This window comes from Streptomyces sp. NPDC044061, from assembly GCF_056434305.1.
Genome location: NZ_JBWKFL010000002.1, coordinates 459,922 through 484,353 on the forward strand (window position 1 = coordinate 459,922; position 24,432 = coordinate 484,353).

At 71.6% G+C, this 24,432-nt stretch carries 23 protein-coding genes and 1 pseudogene; 13 read left to right on the forward strand and 11 right to left on the reverse strand.

Going from position 1 to position 24,432, the window contains the following annotated elements; all coding sequences use genetic code 11:
- Window positions 1-20 precede the first annotated feature (20 nt).
- Window positions 21-1,112, reverse strand: a complete 1,092-nt coding sequence (locus AC07CM_RS04540; protein WP_478874838.1) for a hypothetical protein — start codon at window positions 1,110-1,112, stop codon at window positions 21-23.
- 36 nt (window positions 1,113-1,148) lie between these two features.
- Complete coding sequence (locus AC07CM_RS04545; protein ID WP_478874839.1) at window positions 1,149-1,748, reverse strand: hypothetical protein; 600 nt, start codon at window positions 1,746-1,748, stop codon at window positions 1,149-1,151.
- A 270-nt stretch (window positions 1,749-2,018) separates the two neighbouring features.
- Between AC07CM_RS04545 and AC07CM_RS04550 the strand changes: the two genes are divergently transcribed.
- The 3 genes from AC07CM_RS04550 to AC07CM_RS04560 all read left to right on the forward strand — a co-directional run bounded on the left by AC07CM_RS04550 (window position 2,019) and on the right by AC07CM_RS04560 (window position 3,771).
- A complete protein-coding gene (locus tag AC07CM_RS04550; protein ID WP_478874840.1) occupies window positions 2,019-2,156 on the forward strand; it encodes a hypothetical protein in 138 nt (45 codons plus the stop codon).
- 155 nt (window positions 2,157-2,311) lie between these two features.
- Window positions 2,312-2,665 carry a DUF805 domain-containing protein gene (locus tag AC07CM_RS04555; protein ID WP_478874841.1) on the forward strand — a complete coding sequence of 118 codons (354 nt, stop codon included), beginning with the start codon at window positions 2,312-2,314 and terminating at the stop codon, window positions 2,663-2,665.
- A 251-nt stretch (window positions 2,666-2,916) separates the two neighbouring features.
- Window positions 2,917-3,771: a hypothetical protein gene (locus AC07CM_RS04560; RefSeq protein WP_478874842.1), complete on the forward strand. Its 855-nt coding sequence runs from the start codon at window positions 2,917-2,919 to the stop codon at window positions 3,769-3,771.
- Window positions 3,772-3,807: 36 nt separating this feature from the next.
- On the opposite strand, the gene AC07CM_RS04565 is transcribed toward AC07CM_RS04560, so the two are convergent.
- From AC07CM_RS04565 to AC07CM_RS04575, 3 genes are all read right to left on the reverse strand, one after another.
- On the reverse strand, window positions 3,808-4,563 hold the full coding sequence (locus tag AC07CM_RS04565; RefSeq protein ID WP_478874843.1) for an SDR family oxidoreductase: 756 nt from the start codon (window positions 4,561-4,563) through the stop codon (window positions 3,808-3,810).
- A gap of 81 nt (window positions 4,564-4,644) precedes the next feature.
- Window positions 4,645-7,293, reverse strand: a complete 2,649-nt coding sequence (locus tag AC07CM_RS04570; protein ID WP_478874844.1) for an amino acid permease — start codon at window positions 7,291-7,293, stop codon at window positions 4,645-4,647.
- A gap of 107 nt (window positions 7,294-7,400) precedes the next feature.
- Window positions 7,401-8,018, reverse strand: coding sequence for a hypothetical protein (locus tag AC07CM_RS04575; protein WP_478874845.1), 618 nt, complete (start codon window positions 8,016-8,018; stop codon window positions 7,401-7,403).
- Window positions 8,019-8,318: 300 nt separating this feature from the next.
- Between AC07CM_RS04575 and AC07CM_RS04580 the strand changes: the two genes are divergently transcribed.
- Complete coding sequence (locus AC07CM_RS04580) at window positions 8,319-8,765, forward strand: DUF7144 family membrane protein (RefSeq protein WP_478874846.1); 447 nt, start codon at window positions 8,319-8,321, stop codon at window positions 8,763-8,765.
- A 218-nt stretch (window positions 8,766-8,983) separates the two neighbouring features.
- On the opposite strand, the gene AC07CM_RS04585 is transcribed toward AC07CM_RS04580, so the two are convergent.
- Entirely contained in the window at window positions 8,984-9,283 is a 300-nt protein-coding gene (locus AC07CM_RS04585) for a hypothetical protein (protein WP_478874847.1), read from the reverse strand.
- Window positions 9,284-9,338: 55 nt separating this feature from the next.
- On the opposite strand from AC07CM_RS04585, the pseudogene AC07CM_RS04590 reads away from it, so the two are divergent.
- A pseudogene (locus AC07CM_RS04590) lies at window positions 9,339-9,821 on the forward strand (enoyl-CoA hydratase/isomerase family protein); the annotation flags it as partial.
- 36 nt (window positions 9,822-9,857) lie between these two features.
- Here AC07CM_RS04590 and AC07CM_RS04595 read toward each other — a convergent pair.
- Complete coding sequence (locus AC07CM_RS04595) at window positions 9,858-10,604, reverse strand: helix-turn-helix domain-containing protein (protein WP_478874848.1); 747 nt, start codon at window positions 10,602-10,604, stop codon at window positions 9,858-9,860.
- Between the two features lie 223 nt (window positions 10,605-10,827).
- Here AC07CM_RS04595 and AC07CM_RS04600 point away from each other — a divergent pair, with 223 nt between their 5' ends.
- From AC07CM_RS04600 to AC07CM_RS04610, 3 genes are all read left to right on the forward strand, one after another.
- On the forward strand, window positions 10,828-11,499 hold the full coding sequence (locus tag AC07CM_RS04600) for a DUF4097 family beta strand repeat-containing protein (RefSeq protein ID WP_478874849.1): 672 nt from the start codon (window positions 10,828-10,830) through the stop codon (window positions 11,497-11,499).
- 28 nt (window positions 11,500-11,527) lie between these two features.
- Complete coding sequence (locus tag AC07CM_RS04605) at window positions 11,528-12,505, forward strand: ATP-binding cassette domain-containing protein (RefSeq protein ID WP_478874850.1); 978 nt, start codon at window positions 11,528-11,530, stop codon at window positions 12,503-12,505.
- A gap of 122 nt (window positions 12,506-12,627) precedes the next feature.
- Window positions 12,628-13,380, forward strand: coding sequence for an ABC transporter permease (locus AC07CM_RS04610; protein ID WP_478874904.1), 753 nt, complete (start codon window positions 12,628-12,630; stop codon window positions 13,378-13,380).
- Between the two features lie 126 nt (window positions 13,381-13,506).
- Here AC07CM_RS04610 and AC07CM_RS04615 read toward each other — a convergent pair whose 3' ends face one another.
- From AC07CM_RS04615 to AC07CM_RS04625, 3 genes are all read right to left on the reverse strand, one after another.
- A complete protein-coding gene (locus AC07CM_RS04615) occupies window positions 13,507-14,940 on the reverse strand; it encodes a glucose-6-phosphate dehydrogenase (protein WP_478874851.1) in 1,434 nt (477 codons plus the stop codon).
- A complete protein-coding gene (locus tag AC07CM_RS04620; RefSeq protein ID WP_478874852.1) occupies window positions 14,937-16,766 on the reverse strand; it encodes a glycoside hydrolase family 15 protein in 1,830 nt (609 codons plus the stop codon). Before AC07CM_RS04620 ends, AC07CM_RS04615 begins: the two co-directional genes overlap by 4 nt.
- Window positions 16,767-16,836: 70 nt before the next feature.
- Window positions 16,837-17,871, reverse strand: coding sequence for an NAD(P)-dependent alcohol dehydrogenase (locus tag AC07CM_RS04625; protein ID WP_478874853.1), 1,035 nt, complete (start codon window positions 17,869-17,871; stop codon window positions 16,837-16,839).
- 218 nt (window positions 17,872-18,089) lie between these two features.
- Here AC07CM_RS04625 and AC07CM_RS04630 point away from each other — a divergent pair, with 218 nt between their 5' ends.
- A complete protein-coding gene (locus AC07CM_RS04630; protein ID WP_478874854.1) occupies window positions 18,090-19,139 on the forward strand; it encodes a lactonase family protein in 1,050 nt (349 codons plus the stop codon).
- A 6-nt stretch (window positions 19,140-19,145) separates the two neighbouring features.
- Here AC07CM_RS04630 and AC07CM_RS04635 read toward each other — a convergent pair whose 3' ends face one another.
- Entirely contained in the window at window positions 19,146-19,625 is a 480-nt protein-coding gene (locus AC07CM_RS04635; protein ID WP_478874855.1) for a universal stress protein, read from the reverse strand.
- A gap of 487 nt (window positions 19,626-20,112) precedes the next feature.
- Between AC07CM_RS04635 and AC07CM_RS04640 the strand changes: the two genes are divergently transcribed.
- From AC07CM_RS04640 to AC07CM_RS04655, 4 genes are all read left to right on the forward strand, one after another.
- The gene (locus tag AC07CM_RS04640) at window positions 20,113-21,282 is read left to right on the forward strand and encodes a sensor histidine kinase (RefSeq protein ID WP_478874856.1); all 1,170 of its coding nucleotides are present in this window, start codon (window positions 20,113-20,115) and stop codon (window positions 21,280-21,282) included.
- A complete protein-coding gene (locus AC07CM_RS04645; RefSeq protein WP_478874857.1) occupies window positions 21,279-21,938 on the forward strand; it encodes a response regulator in 660 nt (219 codons plus the stop codon). The genes AC07CM_RS04640 and AC07CM_RS04645 overlap by 4 nt, the downstream gene beginning before the upstream one ends.
- Window positions 21,939-22,052: 114 nt before the next feature.
- Window positions 22,053-22,691 carry a GOLPH3/VPS74 family protein gene (locus tag AC07CM_RS04650; RefSeq protein WP_478874858.1) on the forward strand — a complete coding sequence of 213 codons (639 nt, stop codon included), beginning with the start codon at window positions 22,053-22,055 and terminating at the stop codon, window positions 22,689-22,691.
- Window positions 22,692-22,712: 21 nt separating this feature from the next.
- Window positions 22,713-24,314 carry a carboxylesterase/lipase family protein gene (locus AC07CM_RS04655; protein WP_478874905.1) on the forward strand — a complete coding sequence of 534 codons (1,602 nt, stop codon included), beginning with the start codon at window positions 22,713-22,715 and terminating at the stop codon, window positions 24,312-24,314.
- Window positions 24,315-24,432: the final 118 nt, after the last annotated feature.

Consider the following 24,432-nt stretch of genomic DNA (forward strand, 5'->3'; position numbering starts at 1 on the left):
GCTGTCGCTTGCCCAGTGTCCTAGTCCTTCGTGAGAGCGGTCGTACTGCTACCAAGACTACGTGTCTCGCGGCCCGCGGGTTCCCGCCGGTCCACCGCGACCGGCGGCCGGGGCTCGCCGAAGAGCATGCGCCGGAAGTCGGCGCGGGCCTGCCGTACGGTCTCGCGGGCGCCGTCCAGCGCCTGCCGCACGGTGCGGCCCACCGCGTGCGAGGCCTCGGCGACCGGCCGCAGGACGACGTCCCGTACGACGTGCCCGACGGGGGTCAGGACGGTGCGGTACACCCAGCGCAGCGGTTCCACGAAGATCCACCGGAAGAGGGTCGCGAGCACCCGTCCGACGGCGCGCGAGACGCGCCCGGCCACCCGCCAGGCGTGCCCGAGGGCCTCCCCCACCTCCCGTGCGACCACGACGAGGAACCGGCCGACGGGTGCGAGGACCCAGCGCCACAGGGCGAGGGCGGGCAGGACGAGGAGGACGCGGCCCGTCCAGTACAGGACCGCGCCGATCCCGGTGACGACGGCGGCGGCGAGCCAGGCCAGGGCCCGTCCGGCCGGCGCGAGGACCCATGCGTACAGCCACCACGCGGGGACGACGAGCAGGTACCGCACCAGCCACGCCAGGGCGGCGAAGACGCCTGCCCCGGCGGCGGCCAGCAGGATGCCGGCGCCCCTCAGCAACCAGGCGACGCCGCGGCCCACCGGCGCGAGCACGCGCGCGTACAGCCACTGCAGACCGGCCCCGATCCCCCGCCCGATCCAGGCGAGAGCGTGCCCCACCGGGGTCAGCACATACGTGTACAGCCACCGCAGCGGCACCACGACGAGGACGTGCCCGAGCCACCCCAGCGCCCTTCCGGCGGGCACGAGGACGTGGCGCCACAGCGCCACCCACGGCCACACCAGGAGCGCCCGGCCGAGCCGGAGCAGCGCGCGCCCCACCGGCCGCAGCACGGTGTCGGTCAGGAACCGGCCGCAGACGACCAGCGCGTCCCACACCATCCGCACCGGGAGCACCAGCACGAACACGACGATCCGCACGGGCAGGCGGATCGCCACCGTGAGGCACCCTTCGGGGTGGTGCGGCCGGGCGGGCGGCTTGTCGAGCTCCATACCTGCGTAGACGTTCCGAACGCCCGTCCGGATGCGCTACAGCACACGCGCTTTGTACGACTCCGGATACCGTTCCGTGAACTTGATGACCGCCACCAGCAGGACCACGGGGATGACCCAGTTGAACCAGTCGTCCATGGACGGAACGCGGATGGCCAGATACGTCGAGACGGCCATCAGGAGGAAGACCACGCCCCATGCGGCGGTCAGCACCCGGTTGATGTGCAGGAAGACGGGCGAGTCCCACACGTCGCGCGGGGTCTGCTGCCGGGCGTACTGGGCCGTGAAGGGATCCGCGAACAGCGACCCCAGGGCGACCGCGGCCACGACCGCGTTGGAGATGACCTGGGCGTACGTCTCGAGCCACACGAGTTCCGAACGGTTCACGGCGAGCGCGAGGACCGTGATCACCGCGAAGAAGACGATGCCGACCATGTCGAGGAGGTAGATCCTCCCGCGGAGGATGTCCTTCCCCGACAGGACGATCGCGGCGATCAGCGCGGCGAGGGCCGCGTACTCCCAGGTGCTGGGACTGGCGACCACTCCGAAGATGATCCAGGGCGCGAACGAGAAGAACACACTGCCCGTGCCCACGGGCTTCTTGGCGGGGGCTTCCGTCTCCGTCCGCTGGGCCATGGGAGTTCTCCCGTCGGGTGTCGCCGTCACCCCCTCCTCTCCCATCGTGCCGTCGGCCACCACGGGTCGCATGCCGCCTGTTGTGCGCCCCGTCCCGGCGGGCCCTACCGCGAGAAGTGCGGTCCGGACGGCCGGGGGTGCGAGTACGGCCTGTCAGGGAGCCGCCATGACCCACCGCTTCAGCGAGAACGTCCGGTTCGACTACGAGATGCTGCTCGCCCTCGGCTCGGCCTGGCGGGGGAGCACTTCTGGCCAGGTGCCTCGCAGGAGTTGCACGGCGCCCTTCGCGGTCCCAAGCACCTGGTCCGCTTCACCGAGGCCGAAGGGGCGCATCTGCACTGCGAACCCCTGGGCCGCGCCCTGTTCGAGCAGCGCGTCTTCGACTGGCTGGACACCCGCCTGTCGTGAAGTCCGTTTTGCGCAGCGGTCGCAGAGGCGCCCTGGTCACCGAACGGCCGCAGCAAGGTAACGCCTTGAGCTGTGCACGCCAGAGCGATGGCTTTCGGTCATCCCGACTGATTCGATGGGCGTCACGCACATCATCATCCCAGGGGGGACGAGAAATGCACTGGTACGTGGACGTACTGAAGAAGTACGCGGTCTTCAGCGGGCGCGCGCGCCGACAGGAATACTGGATGTTCTTCCTGTTCAACCTGATCATCAGCATCGTGCTGACGGTCGTCGACCGCGCCATCGGCTCGAACGTCATCAGCCTCATCTACACCCTCGCGATCCTGCTGCCGGGCCTCGGCGTCACGATCCGCCGCCTGCACGACACGGGCCGGTCGGGCTGGTGGATCTTCATCTCGCTCGTCCCGCTCGTGGGCACGATCATCCTGATCGTCTTCCTCGCCAGCGAGGGCAAGGCCGAGCAGAACCAGTACGGCCCCAACCCGAAGTTCGCTCCGGCCGTCTGAGCCGACGTCAGCGATCGCCGAAGGCCCGCCGGAGTTGTCCGGCGGGCCTTCGCCGTGTCGGAGGGGGCCCGGGCGGATGCCCGCTAGAGTCACTGCTCCGGACATGTCGTACACGTCATGATCTTCAGGAGGGCAGGACGGCGGAGCACACTCACCGGCGTCTGGTCAGAACGCTGACGTTCTGGCTGCGTCCCGCCTTCGCGCTGCGGGTCTTCGGCCGCTTCCAGCAGGTCGCGGGTTTCGACCGCTCGATGGCCCTGGCCTCCAGCGCCCTGACCGCACTGGTCCCGGTCGCGATTCTCGCCGGCGCCCTGCTGAGCAGCCTCACGGCCTACGACGCAGCGGAACGGATCATCAGGCGGTACGGACTCAGCGGGGCCGGCGCCGACGCGGTGAAGGCCCTCTTCTCGCCCCCCGAGGGCGGCAATGCGAGCGTGGGCGTGTTCGGCGTGCTGTTCCTCGCCATCTCGGCGCTGAGCTTCACCCGGGCCGTGCAGCGACTGTTCGAACAGACCTGGCAGCTCAAGCCCCTCAGCGTGCGCAACACGCGGAACGGGCTGTGGTGGCTGCTGTCCGCCGGCGTCTACACGGTGGCCACCGGCTGGCTGTACGCCTTCCTCGGCGAGAGCCGGCGGGGACTCGTGGCCACGGTCTGCGAGGTACCGGTGAGCGCCGTCTTCCTGGTCTGGAGCGGCTATGTGCTGTCCGCCCGGAGGATCACCTGGCAGGACCTGGTCCCCTTCGGCCTCACGGCGGCCGTCGGGACGGCCGTCTACTCCGTGGGCACCACCCTCTATCTGCCGCGCCTGTTCAACACCTCCGCCGAGCGCTACGGAGTGGTCGGTGCCGTCTTCGCGCTGATCTCCGCGCTCTTCGGAGCAATGCTCGTCGTCGTGGGGGCGGCCGCAGTGGGGCGCGAGGTGGCGGACGAACTCACGCGGATCGCGCAGGGGCACCGCACTCCCGACGACGAGGTCCGCCGTCAGTGGGACGTCGTGGTCGAGCAGACCCGGTCCCGCTGGCGCTCCGTGCGCCGGCAGGTGTCCCGTCACCGTTCCGACGAACCCGACGAGCCCGACGAGCCCGATGACCCCGACGACCGCTGAACGCCGGCTCCCGTCCTGGGGCCTGCCCTCGGCAGGTCAGTGGGAGAGGAGCTGCTGACCGCCGTCGATGTCGTACGTCGCGCCGGTGAGCGCGTCGTTGCACATGATGTGGACGGCCAGATCCGCGACGTCGGCCGGGCCGACGACCCGTCGGATGGGCAGCGTCGCGCGCAGTTCCTCGCGCCTGGCCTCGAGCCGGTCGCCGAGGAGCGAGGCCGACAGCGGGGTGTCGACGAACCCGGCGGCGATGAGGTTGACCCGGACCGGCGCCAGTTCGAGTGCCAGGTTCGCGACGAGGGCGGGCAGAGCGGCGGTGAGGGCGGACACGACGGCCATGCCGACAGCGGGGCGCCGGCCTCCGGTACCGCCGATGAACAGCAGCGTGCCTCCGGCCCGGACCTTGGTCCGGCTGTGAAGGGCCACCCCGAGTGTCGTGGCGAGGCGGTCGCCGAACTCACGCCCGGCCGCGGCGACGTCCAGGCTCTCCAGGGGCTCGTAGAAGGGGGCACCGGCGGTCACCATCACGTGGTCGACCGGTCCCGGCAGATCGTCGAAGAACTCCTTGAGACGCTGGGGGTCGGTGGCGTCGAACGCCGCCGTGCTCACCGGATCGAGCTCGGCGGCCGCCTGCCGCAGCCGTTCGGGGTTGCGGCCGACCATCACCACCCGGGCACCCTCCGCGCGCACCTGGCGGGCGGTCTCGAGTCCGATCCCCGCGCTCGCGCCGATGACCACGACGGTCTGGCCGGTGAGGCGGGGCGGGCGCTGGGCACCGGCGGCGCTGCTCGTCATCCGTACCTCCGGGTGTCGTCCCCCGCGGTCCCAGTGTCGCCGCTCGGCCTGCGGCGCGCCTTCCGGTGGGCTCTGCCGCGGTCAGTGCGGGGAGGTGCCGTGGCTGTCCAGGGGCGGCATGTCCTGCTCGGTCCAGATCGTCTTGCCGGTGGAGGTGTAGCGCGTGCCCCAGTGGTGGGTCATCTGGGCGATGATGTACAGACCCCGGCCCCCCTCGTCGTCGCTCGCGGCGTGTCGCAGATTGGGCGTGGTGTGGCCGGTGTCGGACACCTCGCAGATCACGGAACGGTCGCGGATCAGGCGAACCTGGATGGGGCCGCCGACGTAGCGGATGGCGTTGGTGACCAGTTCGCTGACGATGAGCTCGGTGGTGAACGCCAGGTCGTCCAGCCCCCAGTCGCCCAGCTGCTTGCTGACGGCGGAGCGGATGGTGGCCACCGCCGCCGGGTCCGGCGGCAGTTCCCACTGGGCGAACCTGCCACGGTCGAGCAGGCGTGTGCGGACCAGCAGCAGTGTCGCGTCCACGTCCACCGGACCGGGCAGCATGGTGGCCACCACCCGGTCGCACACCTCGTCCAGGGACTTCCGGTCGCCGGCGAGGATGTGGGCCAGCTGTGCGAGCCCGGCGTCACGGCCGTCGGCCGCCTGCAACAGGCCGCTCGTGAAGAGGGCGACGAGACTGCCCGATGGGAACTCCAGCTCCATGCTCTGGTAGGGCGGGCCTGCCACTCCCAGCGGCGGTCCGGGGGGCAGTCGCGGATAGTCGACGACGTCCGTGTGCGGTTCGACGACCGCCAGCACCGGCTCCCCTGCCCGGGCCAGGCTGCACTGGCCCGAGACGGGGTCGTACACCGCGTACAGGCAGCTCACGCCGAGGGCGGCGTCGGCCTGCGACCTGGAGCGGCCCCGGCCGTGGCCGGATTCGCGCTCGTGCGCGGTCTGCTCGACCAGGTCGTCCAGGCGGGACAGGAGCTCGTCCGGGCTCAGGTCCAGCCGGGCCAGCACGCGCACACCCGTCCGCAGGCGCCCCATGGTGGCCGCGGCGCGCAGCCCGTGACCGAGCACGTCCCCGACGACCAGGCCGACCCGGGTGCCCGACAGCGGGATGACGTCGTACCAGTCGCCGCCCACACCGGAGCCGCTGTCCGCGGGCAGGTACCGGCTCGCCGCGCTCAGGGCGGTGTGCCGCGGCAGGTGGCGCGGGAGCAGGCCACGCTGGAGCTTGAGGGCCACGCTGTGGCCGCGGGTGACCGCCGGCATCAGCAGCAGACCGAGCAGCAGGGCGCCGAGCCCCACGACGGTGACCCCGCCGGTCGGCCCGATCAGCGGCAGGTCGACGCTGGTCGCGCCGTAGCCGGGGGCCGCGTAGACGAAGGCGGCGTAGAAGAACAGGCAGAGCATGATCAGCCCGCCCAGCCCGGGCAGGACGCCCTTGAAGACGAGGTCCTTGGTGTTGCGGGTGAGGATCTTGCGGTAGTACCAGAGGCAGGCGAAGCCGGTCAGTCCGTAGTGGAAGGTGATCGCGAGGCCGACCGAGTCGATCGAGTCGGCCAGCACGTTCCCGCTGAACGAGGCCAGCAGGATGAGGAAGGCGATCGAGACCGCGCCCATGCCGACGGTCGACCAGGTGGGGGTGAGATACCTGCGGTGTACCCGGGCGAACCGGGAGGGTACGGCCTTGTGGACCGCCATGGAGAACACGGTCCGGGCCAGCGGCAGGATGGTGGTCTGGGTGGAGGCCAGCGCCGAGGTCAGCACCATCAGGATCAGCAGCGTCGACAGGACGAGCCCGGTTCGGGTGCTGCCGAAGACCGCCTCGCCCAGCCCGGAGAACACATCGTCCGAGTTGCTGGTGTTGCCCAGTCCCACGCCCGAGGTGCCGACTCCGGCGAAGGCCTGCGCCGAGGTGGACACGAGTCCGTAGATGGCCAGGAGCAGGAAGGTGGACACGACCGCGGCGCGACCCGGGATCCGTGTGCTGTCGACGGTCTCCTCGTTGATCGACACGGCGGTGTCCCAGCCCCAGTAGATGAAGACCCCCGCCAGGACACCTGACGTGAGGGCCTTCGTCGAGGGCACCTCGAAGGGGTTGAACCAGGAGGCGGAGACGTGGATCGCCGTCGGCGGGGCGTCGGTGTAGACCCTGACCAGTGCGGCGACGGCGAAGACGACGAGTATCCCCACTTCGAGGCAGAGCAGCCAGCGCTGGACGGCCGCCGAGAACTCGATACCGACGTAGCAGACCAGGGTCAGCACGGCGATCCAGGCGATGCCCGCCACCGTGGTCCACAGCCGGTCCTCCGCCAGCCTGTCCAGGCCCACCAGCCGAAAGGTGTAGGCACCGGCGATCTCGGCGAGGCTCGCCATGACGATGACGTTGGCGACGATGATGGCCCAGCCGCCCATCCAGCCGGTGCGCGGGCCGAAGGCGCGGGTCGCCCAGGTGAAGGTGGTTCCGCAGTCGGCGTTGCTCGCGTTGAGTTCCCGGAAGGCGTATGCGATCAGCAGCATCGGGACGAACGCCAGCATGATGACGATCGGGGACTGCAGGCCGACCGCCCCGACGATGAGCCCCAGCGTCGCGGCGAGGCTGTAGGCCGGCGCGGTGGACGCCACCCCGATGACCACCGAGGAGAACATGCCCAGGGCGTTGTTCTTGAGCCCTTTCTGGCCGGCCCCCGTCCCGGGAGCGGGGCGGCCGGCGGACACGGCGTCGCCGAAGTGCCTCACACACTTGATTGCACCGCCGGGCCACTCCCCTCCGCAACAGCGGAGCGCGGCAGGACAGTCGCCCCGCGGCCGCTCGTCGGCGGCCGGCATCGGTCAGGGCTGGGGGATCACCAGTGTCCACGGGACTGGGGGGCGTAGACCGAGCCACCCCGCGTGTTGATCTTGCCGAAGGCATCACCGCCGTTGGCGTCGACCGAGTCGTCGCAGACCGGGGAGTCCATGGGGAAGCCGGCAATGGCGCTGAGGTCGGTCCAGCCGGCGGTGCCGTCCGGGCCCGACACGACGTTCGGGTCGTCCGGGGTGGCGTTGACGTCGGTGCGACCGCCGCCGAACGGCGTCCCGTCGACGAGTGCGGCGAGGAGCTCCTGCATGCCGTTCGGCCGGGTCGAGTCGACGCCGGTGGCGCACGCGGTCGCCATCGCCGTGGTGGCCGCCGTGTTGGTGGCCGTCGCGGTCGCGGTCGCCGTGACGGTGGACTGGCGGTGCTCGGTCTCGCAGTCGCTGCCGCCCGCCTGGCGGGTCGCCTTGTCGTGGTCGCACCGGTGGGGGCCGGTGACATACGTGACGCTCGCCCCCTTCTGCGAGGTCATGCCGGCGGCCACCGCCACGGCGGGGGTCGCCACCACCGTCACCGCCGTCGCGATCGAGGCCAGCCTGCGAACCCTGCCAAACCCGCTGTGAGCCGCCGACCCGGATTGCGGGGTCGCCCTGTGCTCAGGTCTCATGTGGGTGCTCCTTGTTCTCGGCGTCTCGGGTCCTCCCCGAGTCCGAGAGCGAGCGTGACCTGAGCACGTCGGAACGCCACCGCAATCCCGGGTGAACACGCCTGCAGATCAATACATCGGACTAGCCGATGAGTGCGGCGGAGTGGGTGCCGCGCGGGGATGCCGACGGGGCCTTCGAGGGGGACGATGTCAGTACGGGAAGGGGTATGTCCCGTACATGCGGAACCAGGGGATCCGCTGTGGGCGGTGCTGCCTCCCGGGTCACACAATCCAGCCGGACACAACGCCAAGGAGGCCGAGATGACCGGCACGCACACAGCACGTCCGGAGACAATGCGGCGCCCGTGGGCCCAGGGGCTCATGCTCTTCGCCGCCGTCATGTTGATGATCACGGGCGTGCTCGACATCTTCCGCGGCATCATGGGGATCGCCCAGGACCAGGTGTTCGTCACCACGCGCGGCTACGTCTTCCAGTTCGACCTGACCGGCTGGGGCTGGACCCATCTCATCCTGGGCGCGATCGCCGTGGTCGTCAGCCTCGGGCTGTTCCAGTCGGCGCTGTGGGCACGTGTCGCCGGTGTGGTCATCGCCGGACTCGTCGTCATCGCCAACTTCCTGTCCCTGCCGTACTACCCGGTGTGGTCGACGATGATGATCGCGATTTCCGGGTTCGTCATCTGGGCCCTGTGCGTGGCGAAGCCCGAGACGTCCGCGGGCAGCCGCCAGGAGGCGCCTCGCACCATGTGAGCGGCAGAAGTCCAGTGGTCCGTCAGTAGGAGACGAGCGACCACACCGGCGCAGAGGGCGATCGGCGGTCCGGGGAGCCGGGGATCCGTCGCGCGCCAACGCGAAGGCGATGCGCGAGCAGGCGGTCATCACCACCATGCCGGTGCCCAGGAACGCGTACGCGATCGCGACCAGGAGCACCGCTGCGGCCGGAAAAGGTCCTCCTGCCACCGGAGTGATCATGAAGTTCGCGTATTCGTCGATCCGCACCCGCCAAGAAGCCGGTCCTGGTCGCCGCCCTCGACGCCGGGCCCCTCGATCTCCTGGGTGTCGACCTCGTCCGCGATCTGGTCTCGCTCGTCGACACGCTGTACGGCGACCCCGGTGACGTGCGAGTCGTCGTCATCGCGAGCGCCTCGGCCGAGTTCCTCTCGGCGCACGTGGACCTGCCGGCGATCCCGCAGTACACGGCGGAAGCCGCGAAGGCCGGCGGTCCCGGAGACGCCTCGCTCGGCATGTTCCTGCACAAGCTGGCGCACGTCCCGGTGATCACCATCGCCAAGGTGCGCGGCAGGGCCCCGCGGCGGTGGCAACGAACTCGCCCTGGCCTGCGACATGATCTCCGCCGCGCGCGAGAACGCGGTCTTCGGGCAGTTCGAGTGCGGCACCGGCGCCCTGCCCGGCGCCGGCGGAATACAGCTCCTGACCCGTCGGCTGGGCAGAACGCGCGCCATCGAAGCCATCACCGGCGCCGACGACTTCGACGCCGACCTCGCCGAACGCTACGGCTGGATCAACCGCGCCCTGCCGGACGCCGCACTGGACGGATTCGTGGAGCGCCTGGCCAAGCGCATCGCCGGCTTCCCGCCCGCCGGGATCAGGGCCGCCAGGCGCGCCGTCAACGACCTCACACTGCCGGACCGGGCGAACGTCCGTTCCGACGCGGCCACCTTCCTCGGCCTGGTCGCCCTCCCCGAGACCCGTGAGCGCCTGGACCACTCGGCGAGCCGGGGCCTGGGGGCACCCGGTGGGCTCGAACGCGACCTGGGCGCGGCGGTGGCGGAGTCCGGCGGCTGAGGCGGGAGCCGCCACGGCCTGTCCGCCATCAGCCGCTCAACCCTCCTTGTGCGCGGGCAGCTCTGAGGCTGTTTCGGGTTTCGTGTGGAGGATCTCGCGGGCCTGGTCCGCGGCGCGGGCGATGCTCTCGGAGACGAAGTCGAGGAAGCGGGCGGTGTTCTCGAGGCGGGTGGCGGCCGGGGTGCCGGCCCCCAGGACGCCGACGCCCTGCCGTGCGGTCTCGGCCACCTGGGCGGTGGACCGGGCGCTGGCCATCATCGACTCGTACATGATGTCGTCGTCGATGACGTAGCGCTCGCGGCGGCGTTCGTCGCGTTCCCGGCGGACGAGGTCCTGACTCTCGAGGAACGCGACCGCCTTGGAGACGGACGCCGCGCTGACCTGGAGGCGCTGGACGAGTTCGGACGCGGTGAGACTGCCCGTGTCACTGATGGAGAGGCAGGCCATCACCCGGGCCATCATCTTGGGCATGCCCGACTGCATGAAGACGGTGGTGAGCGTCTCCTCGTACTGACGAACGGCCTCGGGATCGCGTCCGTGCTCCTGCGGGGGCGCCTGCTGCCCTCGGGGCACGGACCGGGTGTGCCGGTGGGCGCGGCGTTCGGTGGCACGGTGGGCGAGGTCGGCGCGGTAGGCGGTGGGGCCGCCGTTGCGCATGACCTCGCGGGTGATCGTCGAGGTGGGACGGTCGAGGCGTCTGGCGATCTCCGCGTAGGCGAGGCCGTCGGCCAGTCCCAGCGCGATCTGCTGGCGTTCCTGCTGGGTGAGTCGGCCTCCCGGCATCGCGGGTCTCCTTCGTGGTTCGGGGTGCCTCCAGCATAGCGTTCACTTCCAGTTCATTGCAACGAATGGATGAGCCGTGTTGCGTTAGGCGGCAGGATCGTTGCAACGATTTCTACATCTTGAGCTGCAATTATTGGGTTTCCATGCAACGACGTCGTTGTCTGATCAGTGAATGCAACGTAGCGTTTCCTGCATCAGAAACAACGAGCCCAAGGAGAGCACGATGCAGAAGTTCGACACCGCCGCCCCTGTCTCCGCCGTCCTCGACATCCCCGCGGGACGCATCCGGTTCATCGCCGCCGACCGGGCCGACACCACGGTCGAGATCCTGCCCGCCGACGCCTCCAAGAGCCGCGATGTGAAGGCGGCGGAGGAGATCGAGGTCGCGTACGCCGACGGCGTCCTGCGGATCGAGACCCCGGCGGCGAAGAACCGGATCCTCGGCCACTCCGGATCCGTCGAGGTGACCGTCCAGCTGCCTGCCGGCTCCCGCGTCGAGGCGAAGGCGGCCCTCGCCGAGCTCCGGGGCGTCGGACGGCTCGGCGACGTCGCCTTCGAGGGCGCGCAGGCCTCGGTCAAGCTCGACGAGACCGAAGGCGCCCGCCTCACCCTCCAGGCCGGCGACATCTCGGTCGGCCGCCTGGGCGGCCCCGCGGAGATCCGCACCCAGAAGGGCGACATCCGCATCGCCGAGGCCGTGCGCGGCACCGTCGCGCTGCGCACCGAGCACGGCGGGATCTGGGTCTGCGCCGCCCGCGGAGTCTCCGCCTCCCTGGACGCCGGCACCGGCTACGGCCGTATCCACAACGCGCTCAAGAACACCGACGGCGCCGCCGCCGGCCTGGACATCCACGCGACCACCGCCTACGGCGACATCACCGCCCGCAGCCTGTGAACCCCGAGCCCGCAGAGGAGTACTCCACATGACCGACCTGGCCATCGCGGCGAACGGACTGCGCAAGTCCTACGGCGAAAAGGTCGTGCTCGACGGCGTCGACCTGGCCGTCCCGGAAGGAACGATCTTCGCCCTGCTCGGCCCGAACGGCGCCGGCAAGACCACCGCCGTGAAGATCCTCTCCACCCTCATCTCCCCCGACCCCGCTTCCGGCGAGATCCGCGTCGGCGGCCACGACCTCGCCACCGCCCCACAGGCCGTGCGCGCCGCGATCGGCGTCACCGGGCAGTTCTCCGCCGTCGACAGCCTGATCACCGGCGAGGAGAACATGCTCCTCATGGCGGACCTGCACCATCTCTCCCGCCGCGAGGGCCGCCGCACCACCGCCGAGCTGCTGGAGCGCTTCGACCTCACGGAGGCCGCGAAGAAGCCCGCCTCCACCTACTCCGGCGGCATGAAGCGCCGCCTCGACATCGCCATGACCCTGGTCGGAGGCCCCCGGATCATCTTCCTCGACGAGCCGACCACCGGCCTCGACCCGCGCAGCCGCCACAACATGTGGCAGATCATCCGCGAACTCGTCACCGGCGGTGTCACCGTCTTCCTCACCACCCAGTACCTGGAGGAGGCAGACGAACTCGCCGACCGCATCGCCGTCCTCGACAACGGCGGGATCGCCGCCGAGGGCACCGCCGACGAGCTCAAGCGGCTCATCCCCGGCGGACACGTCCGGCTCCGCTTCACCGACCCGGCCGCCTACCAGTCCGCCGCCGCGGCACTGGGCGAGGTGACCCGCGACGACGAGTCGCTGGCACTGCAGATCCCCAGCGACGGCAGCCAGCGCGAACTGCGCTCCGTCCTCGACCGGCTGGACTCCGCCGGTGTCGAGGCGGACGAACTCACCGTGCACACCCCCGACCTCGACGACGTCTTCTTCGCACTGACCGGCGCCGGCGTGCCCGCCCAGCCCAACCAGCCCAACCAGCCCGAGGAGGCTGTCCGATGAGCACCCCGCCGGCTCCTGCCCGTCCGACTCCCCCGGCTCCCCCGGCTCCCCCGGCTCCCCCGGCTCCCCCGGCTCCCACCCGCCCGACCCGGTTCTCCCTCGCCGTGCGCGACTGCGCCACGATGCTGCGCCGCAACCTCCTGCACGCCCGGCGCTACCCGTCGCTCACCCTGAACCTGCTGCTGACCCCGGTCATGCTGCTGCTGCTCTTCGTCTACATCTTCGGCGACACCATGAGCGCGGGCATCGGCGGCGGCGGTCCGGACCGCTCCGAGTACATCGCCTACATCGTCCCGGGTCTCCTCCTGATGACCGTCGGCAGCACCGTGGTCGGCACCGCGGTCTCCGTCTCCAACGACATGACCGAGGGCATCATCGCCCGCTTCCGCACGATGGCGATCCACCGCGGCTCCGTGATCGTCGGACACGTCATCGGCAGCGTGCTGCAGTCGGTCATCAGCGTGGTCCTCGTCGGCGCCATCGCCGTGGCCATCGGCTTCCGATCCACCGATGCCACCGTCCTGGAGTGGCTCGCGGCGTTCGGGCTCCTCGTGCTCTTCGCCACGGCGCTCACCTGGATCGCGGTCGGCATGGGCCTGGTCAGCCCGAACGCCGAGGCCGCCGGCAACAACGCGATGCCCCTGATCCTGCTGCCGCTCCTGTCCAGCACCTTCGTCCCGATCGACGCGATGCCGGGCTGGTTCCAGCCGATCGCCGAGTACCAGCCGTTCACTCCCGCCATCGAGACCCTGCGCGGCCTGCTGCTCGGCACCGAGATCGGCGACAACGGATGGCTCGCCGTCGCCTGGTGCCTGGGCCTCGCGGTGCTCGGCTACTTCTGGTCGACCTCGAAGTTCAACGACGACCCGAAGTAACCGCCGTGACCACGCGGGCCACCTCCCGCAACTCGTGCCACCCGAGGGCGGCGTACCCCGACACCCCGTCGGCGTACGCCGCCCTGTCCGATCGGGGCTCCCCTCTCGTCCGGTTCGAGTGGGCCGTCAGGTGTCGTCCGGCAGGACCGCTGGATCGTGGAGCAGGTCTTCCCGTCGCCGTAGGCCGTCGCCGTACTCCTGACGTGGGGGTGGCCCCGCCGAGCCGGCCTGGTACTCCTCCAGCGGAACGAGGTCCCTCTCCCAGGCGGACAGCACGGGCTCGACGACCCGCCACGCCTCCTCGGCCTCGTCGCCGCGGATGGAGAGGGCGGGATCCCCCGTCAGGACGTCAAGCAGGAGCCGGCCGTAGGCGGGCAGGCCCGGTGGTTCCATCTGCGCGGTCAGCGAGAGCGGGGTGAGTTCGTGGGCGTGGGAGCCGATGCCCGTCAGATCGAGGGTCAGCCCTTCCGGCTCGAGCTGGAAGCGAAGCACGTTGGGCAGGGCGTCTCCGCCGTGGCCGAAGGGCAGGTGCGGCACGGAACGGAAGCGCACCGCCACCTCCTTGCGGTCCGCCTCGAGTGCTTTGCCACTGCGGAGCCGGAAGGTGGTTCCGGACCAGCGCCAGCTGTCCAGTTCCAGCTCCACCTCCGCGAAGGTCTCGGTACGGCGCTGGGGGCTCACGCCTTCCTCGTCGACGTACGCGGGAACGTCGTGGTCACCGATCCTGCCGGACAGATAGCGCGCGCGGCGCGTGCGGTGCACGACGTCGTACTCGGTCAACAGCCGCACCGACCGCAGTACGTCGACCTTCCGGTCGCGCAGGTCCCGCTCGCCGAGGGTGATCGGCGGTTCCATGGCCACCAGGCAGAGCAACTGCAGCAGATGGTTCTGGAGCATGTCCTTGAGCGCCCCGACGTGGTCGTAGTAGCCGGCCCTGCCCTCCAGCGCGAGAGTCTCGTCCCAGACGATCTCCACTTCGGCGATGTGGGTGCTGTTCCAGATGGGCTCCAGCACACGGTTGGCCAGGCGGCTGCCCAGCACGTTCTGGACGGTCGTCATGGCCAGGAAGTGGTCGACCCGGAAGACCGCCTGCTCCGGCACGAGGTCGGCGAGCAGCAGGTTCAGTTCCTGCGCGCTCGCCAGATCCTCGCCGAACGGCTTCTCCAGCACGATCCGGCTGCCCGTCGGCAGACCCGCGTCGTGCAGCGCGGTGACCACGCGGGGGAAGAGTGCCGGCGGGAGCGCGAGATAGACGGCGACGGGGCCCTCGCCGGCGACGGCCGCGGCGACGTCGGCGCGGTCGGTGACATCGGCCCGCAGGTAGCGGGCCTGGGCCGCGACCGCCTCCTTGGCCTCGGCCGGAAGGGTGCCGCCGTGGCGGTCGAGCTGGGCGGCGACCCACTCCCGGTACTGTTCGCTGCTCCAGTCCTCCCTGCTCGCGCCGGTCAACTCCAGTCGGCCGACAGGATGTCCCGCCGCCCGAAGGGCGGCCAGGGCCGGCAGCAGGTATCGCGCCGTGAGGTCCCCTGTGCCGCCGAAGACGGCGAGCCGGTTGATCATCCCTTCCTGCCTTCCTTCGCCCGGGCGAGGTTCACGCCACTGGCGATGACCCCGATGTGGCTGAACGCCTGGGGGAAGTTGCCCATGAACTCTCCTGTGGACGGGTTGATCTGCTCCGACAGCAGTCCCAGCGGGCTGGCCCGGCCGCACAGCGAGGCATACAGCTCTTCGGCCTCTTCGATCCGGCCCTGGGCGACCAGGTTGTCGACCAGCCAGAAACTGCACAGCACGAAGGCGCCCTCGTCGCCGGCCAGGCCATCGGGCGACTCCTCGTGCAGGTAGCGGTAGAGCAGCCCGTCACCTGCCGACAGGCGCTCGCGGATGGCCGTGGCCGTCGCCACCATCCGCGGGTGATCGGCCGCCACCACGTGACGCATCGGGAGCGCGAGCAGGCTGGCGTCCAGGATGCCGCCGCCGTCCAGGTGTGCGCTGAGGGTCTGCGCGTCCTCGTCCCAGGACTGCTCCAGGATGCGCCGGCGCAACTGGTCGGCCGCGGCGCGCCATCCGGCGACCCGTCCGGGCAGGCCGAGCCGCTCACCCATCTGCGCGGCCCGGTCCAGGGCCACCTGACAGAGCCCGGCCGAGTACGTGAACACCCGGCCCTCGCTGCGCACCTCCCAGATGCCCTGGTCCGGCTGCCGCCAGGCCTGCTCCGCGGTGTCGGCCAGGTTGGCCAGGCCGGCCCACAGCGCGGGCTGGATCTCACCACCGGAGCGCAGCCACTGGTCGGCGCAGTCCAGGATCTCGCCGTAGACGTCGTGCTGACGCTGGTCGGCCGCGCCGTTGCCCCAGCGGACCGGTCTCGAGCCCTGGTAGCCCTCCAACTCGCCGTCCTCGACCTCGTCCGGCACCGGATAGCCCCGGAGGTCGTACATGATCCGGGGCCGTCCGCTGTATTCGAAGGCGTCGAGAACCCAGCCGAGGAAGGCGTCGGCCTCGCCGCAGAAGCCGATGCGCCGCAGGGCGAACACGGCGTAGGCCGCGTCGCGGATCCAGGCATAGCGGTAGTCCCAGTTGCGGATTCCGCCGATCGGCGCGGGCAGGGAGGAGGTGGGTGCCGCGACCAGTGAGCCGTTGGCCCAGTCGTCGCACAGTTTCAGCGTCAGCGCGGCGCGCCTGACCAGGGGTTCCTCGGGACCGCCGTAGTCGAAGTGCTTCATCCAGCGGCGCCAGGCGTCGACGGTTCCTCGCAGCATCGCGTCGGTGTCGAGCCGGTGGTGCCGATGGAAGCGGCCCCAGGACAGCACGAGGTCGAGCCGATCGCCCTGCTGGAGCTCATGTGTGCTGCGCAGGCCGGTCAGGGGACGGTTGGACCGCAGGTGGAGCCGCAGGTCGGGCTGCCGGGAGGGGCGCACCTCCAGTCCGCTGAACAAGGCCCGCACCTGCGCACCGCCGCGGGGCTCCAGCTCGGCTCGCAGGCGGACGTTCCCGGCCAGCACGACCGCCGAACGCACGAGTTCGGACCGATCCGCAGGTGCGTCGTCGGTGAGGTCGACGCCGGAGCGCAGGGCCAGCGCGTCGGTGACGCGCACCAGGCCGGTCGGACTGCGCAACTCGGTCGTCAGTACGCCGGTATCCGGTTCATAGCGCTGCCGCGCCTCCACCAGGTCCTCCGGCGCCAGGGTGAAATGCCCGCCCCGTGCGTGATCCAGCAGGCCGCAGAACAGGGGGTCGGCATCGAACCGGGGCAGACACATCCATGAGATGGCGCCGTCCAGGCCGACCAGCGCGGTGGTCGCGCCGTCTCCGATGAGGCCGAGGTCCTCCAGCGGCAGGTAGCCCTTCCGCCTGCGGACCGGCCGGAAGGGTGGATCGGGATCGTGCATGCCGCCTCGTTTCCGCAGCGCCAGGGGACAACCGCGCGCCCTGGAGGCGCACACCCTCGAAGGTGGTCGCCTAGAAGGCGATCATCACTTTCACGACGTCTTCGATCTTCTTGTCCGAGACCTCGAAGGCCCGTTCCATGTCGTCGAAGCGGAACTCGTGGGTCGTCAGGTGCGACGGGTCGACGCGCTGCGTCTGCAGCACCCGCAGAAGGCGTTCCATGCGCAGCCTCCCGCCGGGGCAGAGCCCGGTCGTGATCGTCTTGTCCGCCATGCCGACGCCCCATTCGACGCGCGGGATGCGCACGAATTCGCCTTCGCCGAAGTACCCGGTGTTGGAGATCGTCCCGCCGGGCTTGGTGACCTTGACGGCGGTCTGGAACGTCACGTCCGCGCCGAGTGCCTCGATGGCGGTGTCGACTCCCTGTCCCTGGGTCAGCTCGAGGATCCGCTCGACGACGTCCTCCTTGGTGAAATCGACGATCTCGTCGGCGCCGTACGTTCGCGCGAGCTGTTGCCGGCTGGGGACCGACTCGACCCCGATGACGAGACCGGCGCCGCGGAGCCTGGCCCCGGCTGTCGCCATCAGCCCCACCGGCCCCTGCGCGAGAACGGCGACGGTCCCGCCCGTCGGGATGTTTCCGTTCTCCGCGCCCATGAATCCGGTGGAGAGCATGTCGGCGCAGTAGACCGCGTCCGCGTCGGAGATGCCGTCGGGGATTTTGGCGAGGTTGGCATCGGCGTCGTTCACATGGAAGTACTCGGCGAACACCCCGTCCTTGGAGTTCGCGAACTTGAAGCCGCCGAGCGGCGCCCCGGACTGCGAGGGGTAGCCGTTCTGGGAAGCCAGGTCGCCCCAGTCGGGAGTGATGGCGCCGACCAGCACACGGTCGCCGGGCTGGAAGTCCTTCACCTCGCTCCCCACGGTGTCCACGACGCCCACCGCCTCATGTCCCAGCGTCAGGTTCTCCCGGGGCCCGATGCCACCCTGGACGGTGTGGGAGTCGGAGGTGCAGATGAGGGCCCGGGTCGTCCGCACGAGGGCGTCGCCAGGACCCAGCTGCGGGACGGGCTTCTCCATGAAACCCACCCGCCCGATTTCCTTCATCACGAACGCCTTCACTGCGCTGTCCCTCCTGCGGGGCCGGCCGCGCCGCTGTCGCTGCCACATTTCCGGGGATGGTGAGCGATCGCGATCCAGCCGCTCCGGCGGCAATGCTTTCCGGTGAAAACAGGGAGCCGCTCGGCGCAGACGGCGTTCTCGTCCGGCTGAACCGCGCCGGGGCCTTGCTAGCGTCGGACTCCGCACGCAGGGCGGAGGACGCTGTGAATGACAAGGGCACGGGGCGCGCCTTCATCGGGTCGTTCACCTCGGCAGGCGGGCGCGGGATCGTCATGGTCGAAGCGGACCCGCACACCGGAACGCTGTCCGCGCCCAGCACCGTCGACGCCATCGCCGATCCGTCGTATCTCGCCGTCGGCCGCACGCGGACCGGCCCGGTGCTCTACGCCGTGTCCGAAACGGCGCCGGGGGCGGTCGCCGCCTATGACGTCGCCGGTCCGGTGCCGCGTCCGCTCGGCGCACCCGTCCCGGTCGGCGGAGACGGCCCGACCCATCTCTCGGTCACGCACGGCCACGTGCTGACCGCCAACTACGACTCCGGCAGCGTCAGCGTGCTGCCCGTCGCAGCGGACGGCACCCCGCGGTCCCCCGTCAGCGTGCTGCGTCACGAGGGCGCGGGACCACACCCCGAGCGCCAGCTGGCCGCGCACGCCCACCAGGTGCTCCCCGATCCTTCGGGACGCTGGGTGCTCAGCGTCGACCTCGGCACCGACTCGGTGCGGATCTGCTCTCTGGACGCGGCGGCGGGAGAACTGACGCCGCACGGCGAGACCTCGCTGCCGCCCGGCACCGGCCCGCGGCACCTTGCCTTCCATCCGTCCGGACGCCACGCATACGTGCTCGGTGAGCTGCGGCCCACCGTGACCGTGTGCCGCTGGGACGCGGCGGCCGGGACGCTCGAGCCGACGGGAGAGACACCGCTGTTCCCCGACGGAGCCCCGGACCCCGTCTCCCCGTCCGCCCCGGTCGTCTCACGCGACGGCCGGCATCTGTGGGTGGCCGTACGCGGCCCCGACACCGTCGCCGTACTCGCACTCGACGGGACCGGTGAGCAGGCGGAGGTGGTCGCGTCGGTGCCGTGCGGGGGCCAGTGGCCACGCGACCTGGCGCTGGACCCCTCAGGCACCCGGCTGTACGCGGCGAACGAGCGCTCCGGCGACGTCACATGGTTCGACCTCGAAGACACAGCGGGCGTACCTCGCCGCGCGGGCTCACTGTCCGTACCGGCGGCATCCAGCATCGTCTTCGTCTGACACCCGTCACTCGTCCCGGTCGCCGGGCTCATCGGCCCCGGCACGGACCACGACGACCGGACAGGAGGCGTGCTGAGTGCAGTGCTGGGCGACGGATCCCAGCAGCAGCCCCGCGAAACCGCCGAGACCCCGGCTGCCGACCACGAGCAGGGACGCCTCGCGGGACGCCCGGAGCAGCACACTGGCGGGGGTGCCGTAGCGCACCTCGGTCCGCACCTCCACCGGTGGCCGTGATCCCACGGTTTCCTCGACAGCCTGCCCGAGCTCTTCACGTGCCCGGCCTTCCAGAGCCGCTTCATCGCTGCTCGACGGGGGCAGCCAGCCGAGCGCGCCGTGAAACTGCGGAAAGTCCCAGGCCGTCACCGCCTCCACCACACCACCGGTGAGCTTCCCCTGGCGCACCGCCCAGCGAAGGGCCTGCTTCGACGAGTCCGAGCCGTCCACCCCGACCACGATGCGGTCCGTCTGCTCGCTTCGGTCAGCCATGGCATCTCCTCGACGTGAGGTTCACTGTTGTGCCTGATCGTCCATGCCCTGGAACGGGTGGCCAAGCGCTGAGCCCCGGCAGCCCGCCGTGTCCTTCGCCGTCCACCGGATCAGCCGGACGGAGTGGGGCGTTCGCCGACCAGCAGCTCGCCTGTCGCCGCCATGTCCGGCGCGACACCGTCCGGTGCCGACCGCACGGACCGCCGGGCGACCGCGGCGTGGTTCGTCTCCGGAGCCGGCCGCCGCGACGACGCCCCAGGCGGGGTCCAGGTGCCCGTACCAGCGGGGTGCCCAGAAAAATCGGCTCCAAAGGGACAGGGGCGGCCGAGACCGGCCTGGGGCGGACCCGCCCTGCCTCGGAGACGACCCGTGACTCGCGGTGGCCGGCGGGCTCCTGGGCTGCTCGTCGAGCCCTGTTCGCCGCTCCCGCCGTCGGCCGCCGGCGCTCCCGAACGGCCCGGCCCGCGCCGCTGGGTAGGGTCGGGGCGTGGACCGCAGGAGCAGGCAGCCGGACGACGCGTTCGCCGGGGAAGCGCGGGGCGAGCTGTCACCCCGGTCGGCCCGGGCGCTGTGGTGGGGGTCGGCCGGTCTGGTGCTCGCGGTCCTCGGCACCTCGGTGCTCGTCGCCGGCGCGGAGCAGGGCCGGCGGCTGCCGGTGGCCGTGGCCCTGGTCCTCGCGCAGGTCTGCGCCCTGAGGTGGCAGACGCGCGCCCCCGTCGCCGTACTGGCCGCGAACGCGGCGACGGGGCTCGCGGTGTGGGCGCTGCTGCCCGCGGTGACCCTGACGGGGGCGCTGCTCGCGGCGCAGGTCGCGTTGTGCGTGCTGTCGGCCACCAGGCCGCGGCGGGTGTCGGTGCGGGCGCTGGCGGCGATGTGCCTGCCGGCGCCGGCGGCGTTCGGGGCGGGCGGCCCCGCGGGGCTGGCGGTCTATCTGCTGACGGTGGTCCTGGCGTGGACCGCGGGGCAGTGGCGCAGGGCGCAGCAGGCACGGACCAGGGCGGAGGCGCATCGGGCCGTGGTGGAGGAGCGCGCGCGGATCGCGCGCGAGGTGCACGACGTCGTGGCACACACCCTGTCGGTCATGGTCATCCAGGCGGGCGCCGCCGACGACGTGTTCGGCGAACGCCCCGAACAGGCGCGTGAGGCGCTGCGGGCCATCGAGACGGGCGCCCGCTCCGCGCTCGGCGAACTGCGCCTGCTGCTGCGTGCGTTCCGTCTCGACGCGGAGGAGGACGGGGCGCGGGAGCAGCGGGAGCCGGGGCCCTCGCTCGCGCGCCTGGACGAGCTGGCCGACACCGTGCGCGCGACCGGGATGACCGTGCACATGCACCGCGAGGGCCTCACCGACGGACTGCCGGCCGCGGTCGGCCTGGCGGCGTACCGGATCGTCCAGGAGGCCCTCACCAACACGCTGCGCCACGCGGCCGACGCCGACGAGGTGAGCGTGCGCGTGACTGCCGAAGGAGAGTGCGTGAAGGTCACGGTGGTCGACAACGGGCGCACGCCGCATGGCAGTTCGCTCGTGGTGGGAGCGGGTCGTGGTCTTGTCGGGATGAAGGAGCGCGCACGGCTCGTGGGCGGCAGCCTGCGCGCCGGTCCGCTGCCCGGCGGGGGGTTCGAGGTGGCGGCCCGGCTGCCGGTGGAGCACGCGTCATGACGCTGCGCGTGGTGGTGGCCGACGACCAGGCCCTGGTCCGTACCGGCTTCCGCATGATCATCGACGCCCGGGACGACCTCGAGGTGGTCGGTGAGGCGTCCGACGGCCAGGAGGCGGTGCGGCTGACGCGGGAACTGGCGCCCGACGTGGTGCTGATGGACGTACGCATGCCCGTCGTGGACGGCATCGAGGCGACCCGGCGGATCGCGGAGTCCGGCAGTCGCGCCCGGGTGCTCGTGCTGACCACCTGGGACGTGGACGCGCACGTGGTCGCCGCTCTGCGGGCCGGGGCGAGCGGCTTCCTGCTGAAGGACATGCGCCCCGGTGAGCTCGTCGACGCGATCCGCCTCACCGCACGCGGCGACGCGCTGCTGGCGCCCGCCGTGCTGAGCCGCGTTCTCGACCGCTTCCTGCGCACCACGCCCGACCCGGCGCCGCCGCCCTCCCTGCAGGACCTCTCCGGCCGCGAGCGGGAGGTGCTCACCCTGATCGGGCAAGCGCTGTCGAACGCGGAGATCGCCGAGCGGCTGCGCCTTTCGGAGGCCACCGTCAAGAACCACGTCACCGCGGTGCTGCGCAAACTGGGCCTGCGCGACCGCGTCCAGGCCGTCGTCGCCGCCTATGACCACGGTCTCGTGGAGCCGCGCGGCCCCTGACGGCACCGCCTCCTCCTCGAGGAGGAGGCCGGGCGGCCATCCTCCTGCGTTCCCACTGCCGGTCCGTTCCCGTGGCCGATCCGCGGCCGGGGTGCCCGGCCATAGCGTCGAGGTGTGATCGACGACCTGCCCTGCCTCATATATCTGCTCGCCCACGACGAAGCGGCCGAAGGCCCCTACGACCGTTCCCGGACGGAGCTGCTGGTCCGTGCCGCCGCCCTGGTCGACCTCGCATCGCGCGGCCGGCTGGAGGAGGACGGCGGCACGGTCACCGTGTCCGGCACGGAACCGACCGGCGACCCCGTCCTGGACGGTGTCCTGCGCGACGCCGCCTCCGGGCACGGCTGGAAGCACCTCGTGCGCCGCCACCGCGAGCGGACCCTGACGGAGGTGGAGGACCGGCTCGCCGCGGCGGGACTCCTCACCGTGAAGGCGCCCCGCACTCCCTTCGGCACACGGCGGCTGACCGTGACGGACCGCGCCGTGCCCACCGCGCTCCACGCCCGCGTGTCCGCGGCGCTGCACGGGGACGGCCCCGTGCGGGAGATCCCCGCCGCCGACGCCGCGCTGCTGGCGCTGGCCGCGGCGGGCGGCGTCCGCTCGGTCGTGTCACGGCAGGACCGGAGGACCTTCCGGGACCGGATCGACGCCTGCACGGGGCGTCTCGCCGCCCTCGCGCCCGGCCTGGAGAAAGCTGTACGCGCTCTGCCGACGACCATGATCGCCGCACAGGGCGGCATGGGCGGCAGCTGACCGGATGGGGAGATGACGAACATGCACGGCCTCCTGACCACCCTGGGCTGCGCCCTGACCGCCGTACTCGCGACGGCCTGGTCCGCAGCACCACCGACGGAGCCCACCCGGCCCGCCACCGCCACAGCCACAGCCACAGCCACAGCCACAGCCACAGCCACAGCCACGACGGTACGCACCCACGACGGCCTGGTGCGGGGCGCCGCCCACGACGGCTACCGCACCTTCGAGGGCATCCCCTACGCGGCGCCCCCGGTCGGCGGGCTGCGCTGGGCGCCACCCCACCACACGGCCCCCTGGACCGGCGTACGGGACGCGACCCGGCCCGCGAGCGCCTGCCCGCAGCCGGCCGGCGAGGTGCCCGGCGGCAGCACCGACGAGGACTGTCTGCACCTGAACGTCACGACGCCCGACGGCGCGGGACCGGCACGCCCCCGGCCGGTGATCGTGTGGCTGCACGGCGGCGGCTTCACCACCGGAACGGGCAGTTCGTACGACGCCCATCGCATGGCCACCCGAGGCGACGTCGTGGTCGTCACCGTCAACTACCGCCTCGGCGCCCTCGGTTTCCTGGCGCACGGCAGGCTGCCCGGCTCAGGCACCTTCGGCCTGGCCGACCAGCAGGCGGCGCTGCGCTGGGTCCGCGCCGAGATCGGCGCCTTCGGCGGCGACGCGCACCATGTGACGCTGGCCGGTGAGTCGGCGGGCGGCTACAGCGTCTGCGCCCAGCTCGCCTCACCCGCCGCCGCGGGGCTCTTCGACCGGGCGATCATCCAGAGCGGCCCGTGCACGGGCCGCCCCGACCGGCCGTTCGCCCCTTCCTCCGTCCCCCTGTCCACGGCGCGCGCCGAGGGCGCGGACCTCGCCGCGAAGGTCGGCTGCGGCTCCGCCCACGACGTGCCGGCCTGCCTGCGGCGCGTGGACGTCTCCCGGCTGCTCGCGGCCCAGGACACCGATCAACAGCCCGCTCACGCCACCCCGTTGCTGCCCGGCGACCCCGCGGCGGCGATCGCCGCCGGCCGCTTCCACCGCGTCCCCGTGCTCATCGGCAACAACCACGACGAAGGCAACGGCTGGGCCGCCGGGATCGTCCGGGCCGGCCACCCCGTGACCCCCGGCACCTGGCCCGACGTCGCGGCCACCTTCTTCCCCTCTCCGGGGCAGGCGAGGGCGATCGTCCGCGAGTACCCGGTGCACCGCACCGACGGCGGCCCGGTGTTCGGCGCGGTCATCGGCGACGCGAACTTCGCCTGCCCGACGGCGCGCGCCGACGGCCTGCTGGCCGCCCATGTGCCCGTCTGGCGCTACGAGTTCGCCGACGAGCACGCCCCGCCGCTCACCCCGGGCACGCCGCCGTTCCCCCTCGGCGCACCGCACGCGAGCGAACTGCCCTACCTGTTCGACCTGGGCGGCCGCCCCCGCGACCTGACCGCCGCACAGCACCGACTCGCCGACACCATGATCGACTACTGGACCCGTTTCGTCCGCACCGCCGACCCGAACGGTCCGTCGTCACCGCACTGGCCCCGGCAGACGGTGCTGTCGCTGGCGCCGGACCACATCGTCCCCACCCGCACGGCACAGCCCCGCCACCACTGCGCGTTCTGGAACGCCCTCGGGTGACCACGGAGACGTCCTCCCCGCGGGGAGGACCGGGCGGTCCGTGCAACTGCGCTGCTGTACCTGGCCTACAGCGACCAGTGCACAACCACCCCCGTCATTAGCCCACCTGGCCGGGTGC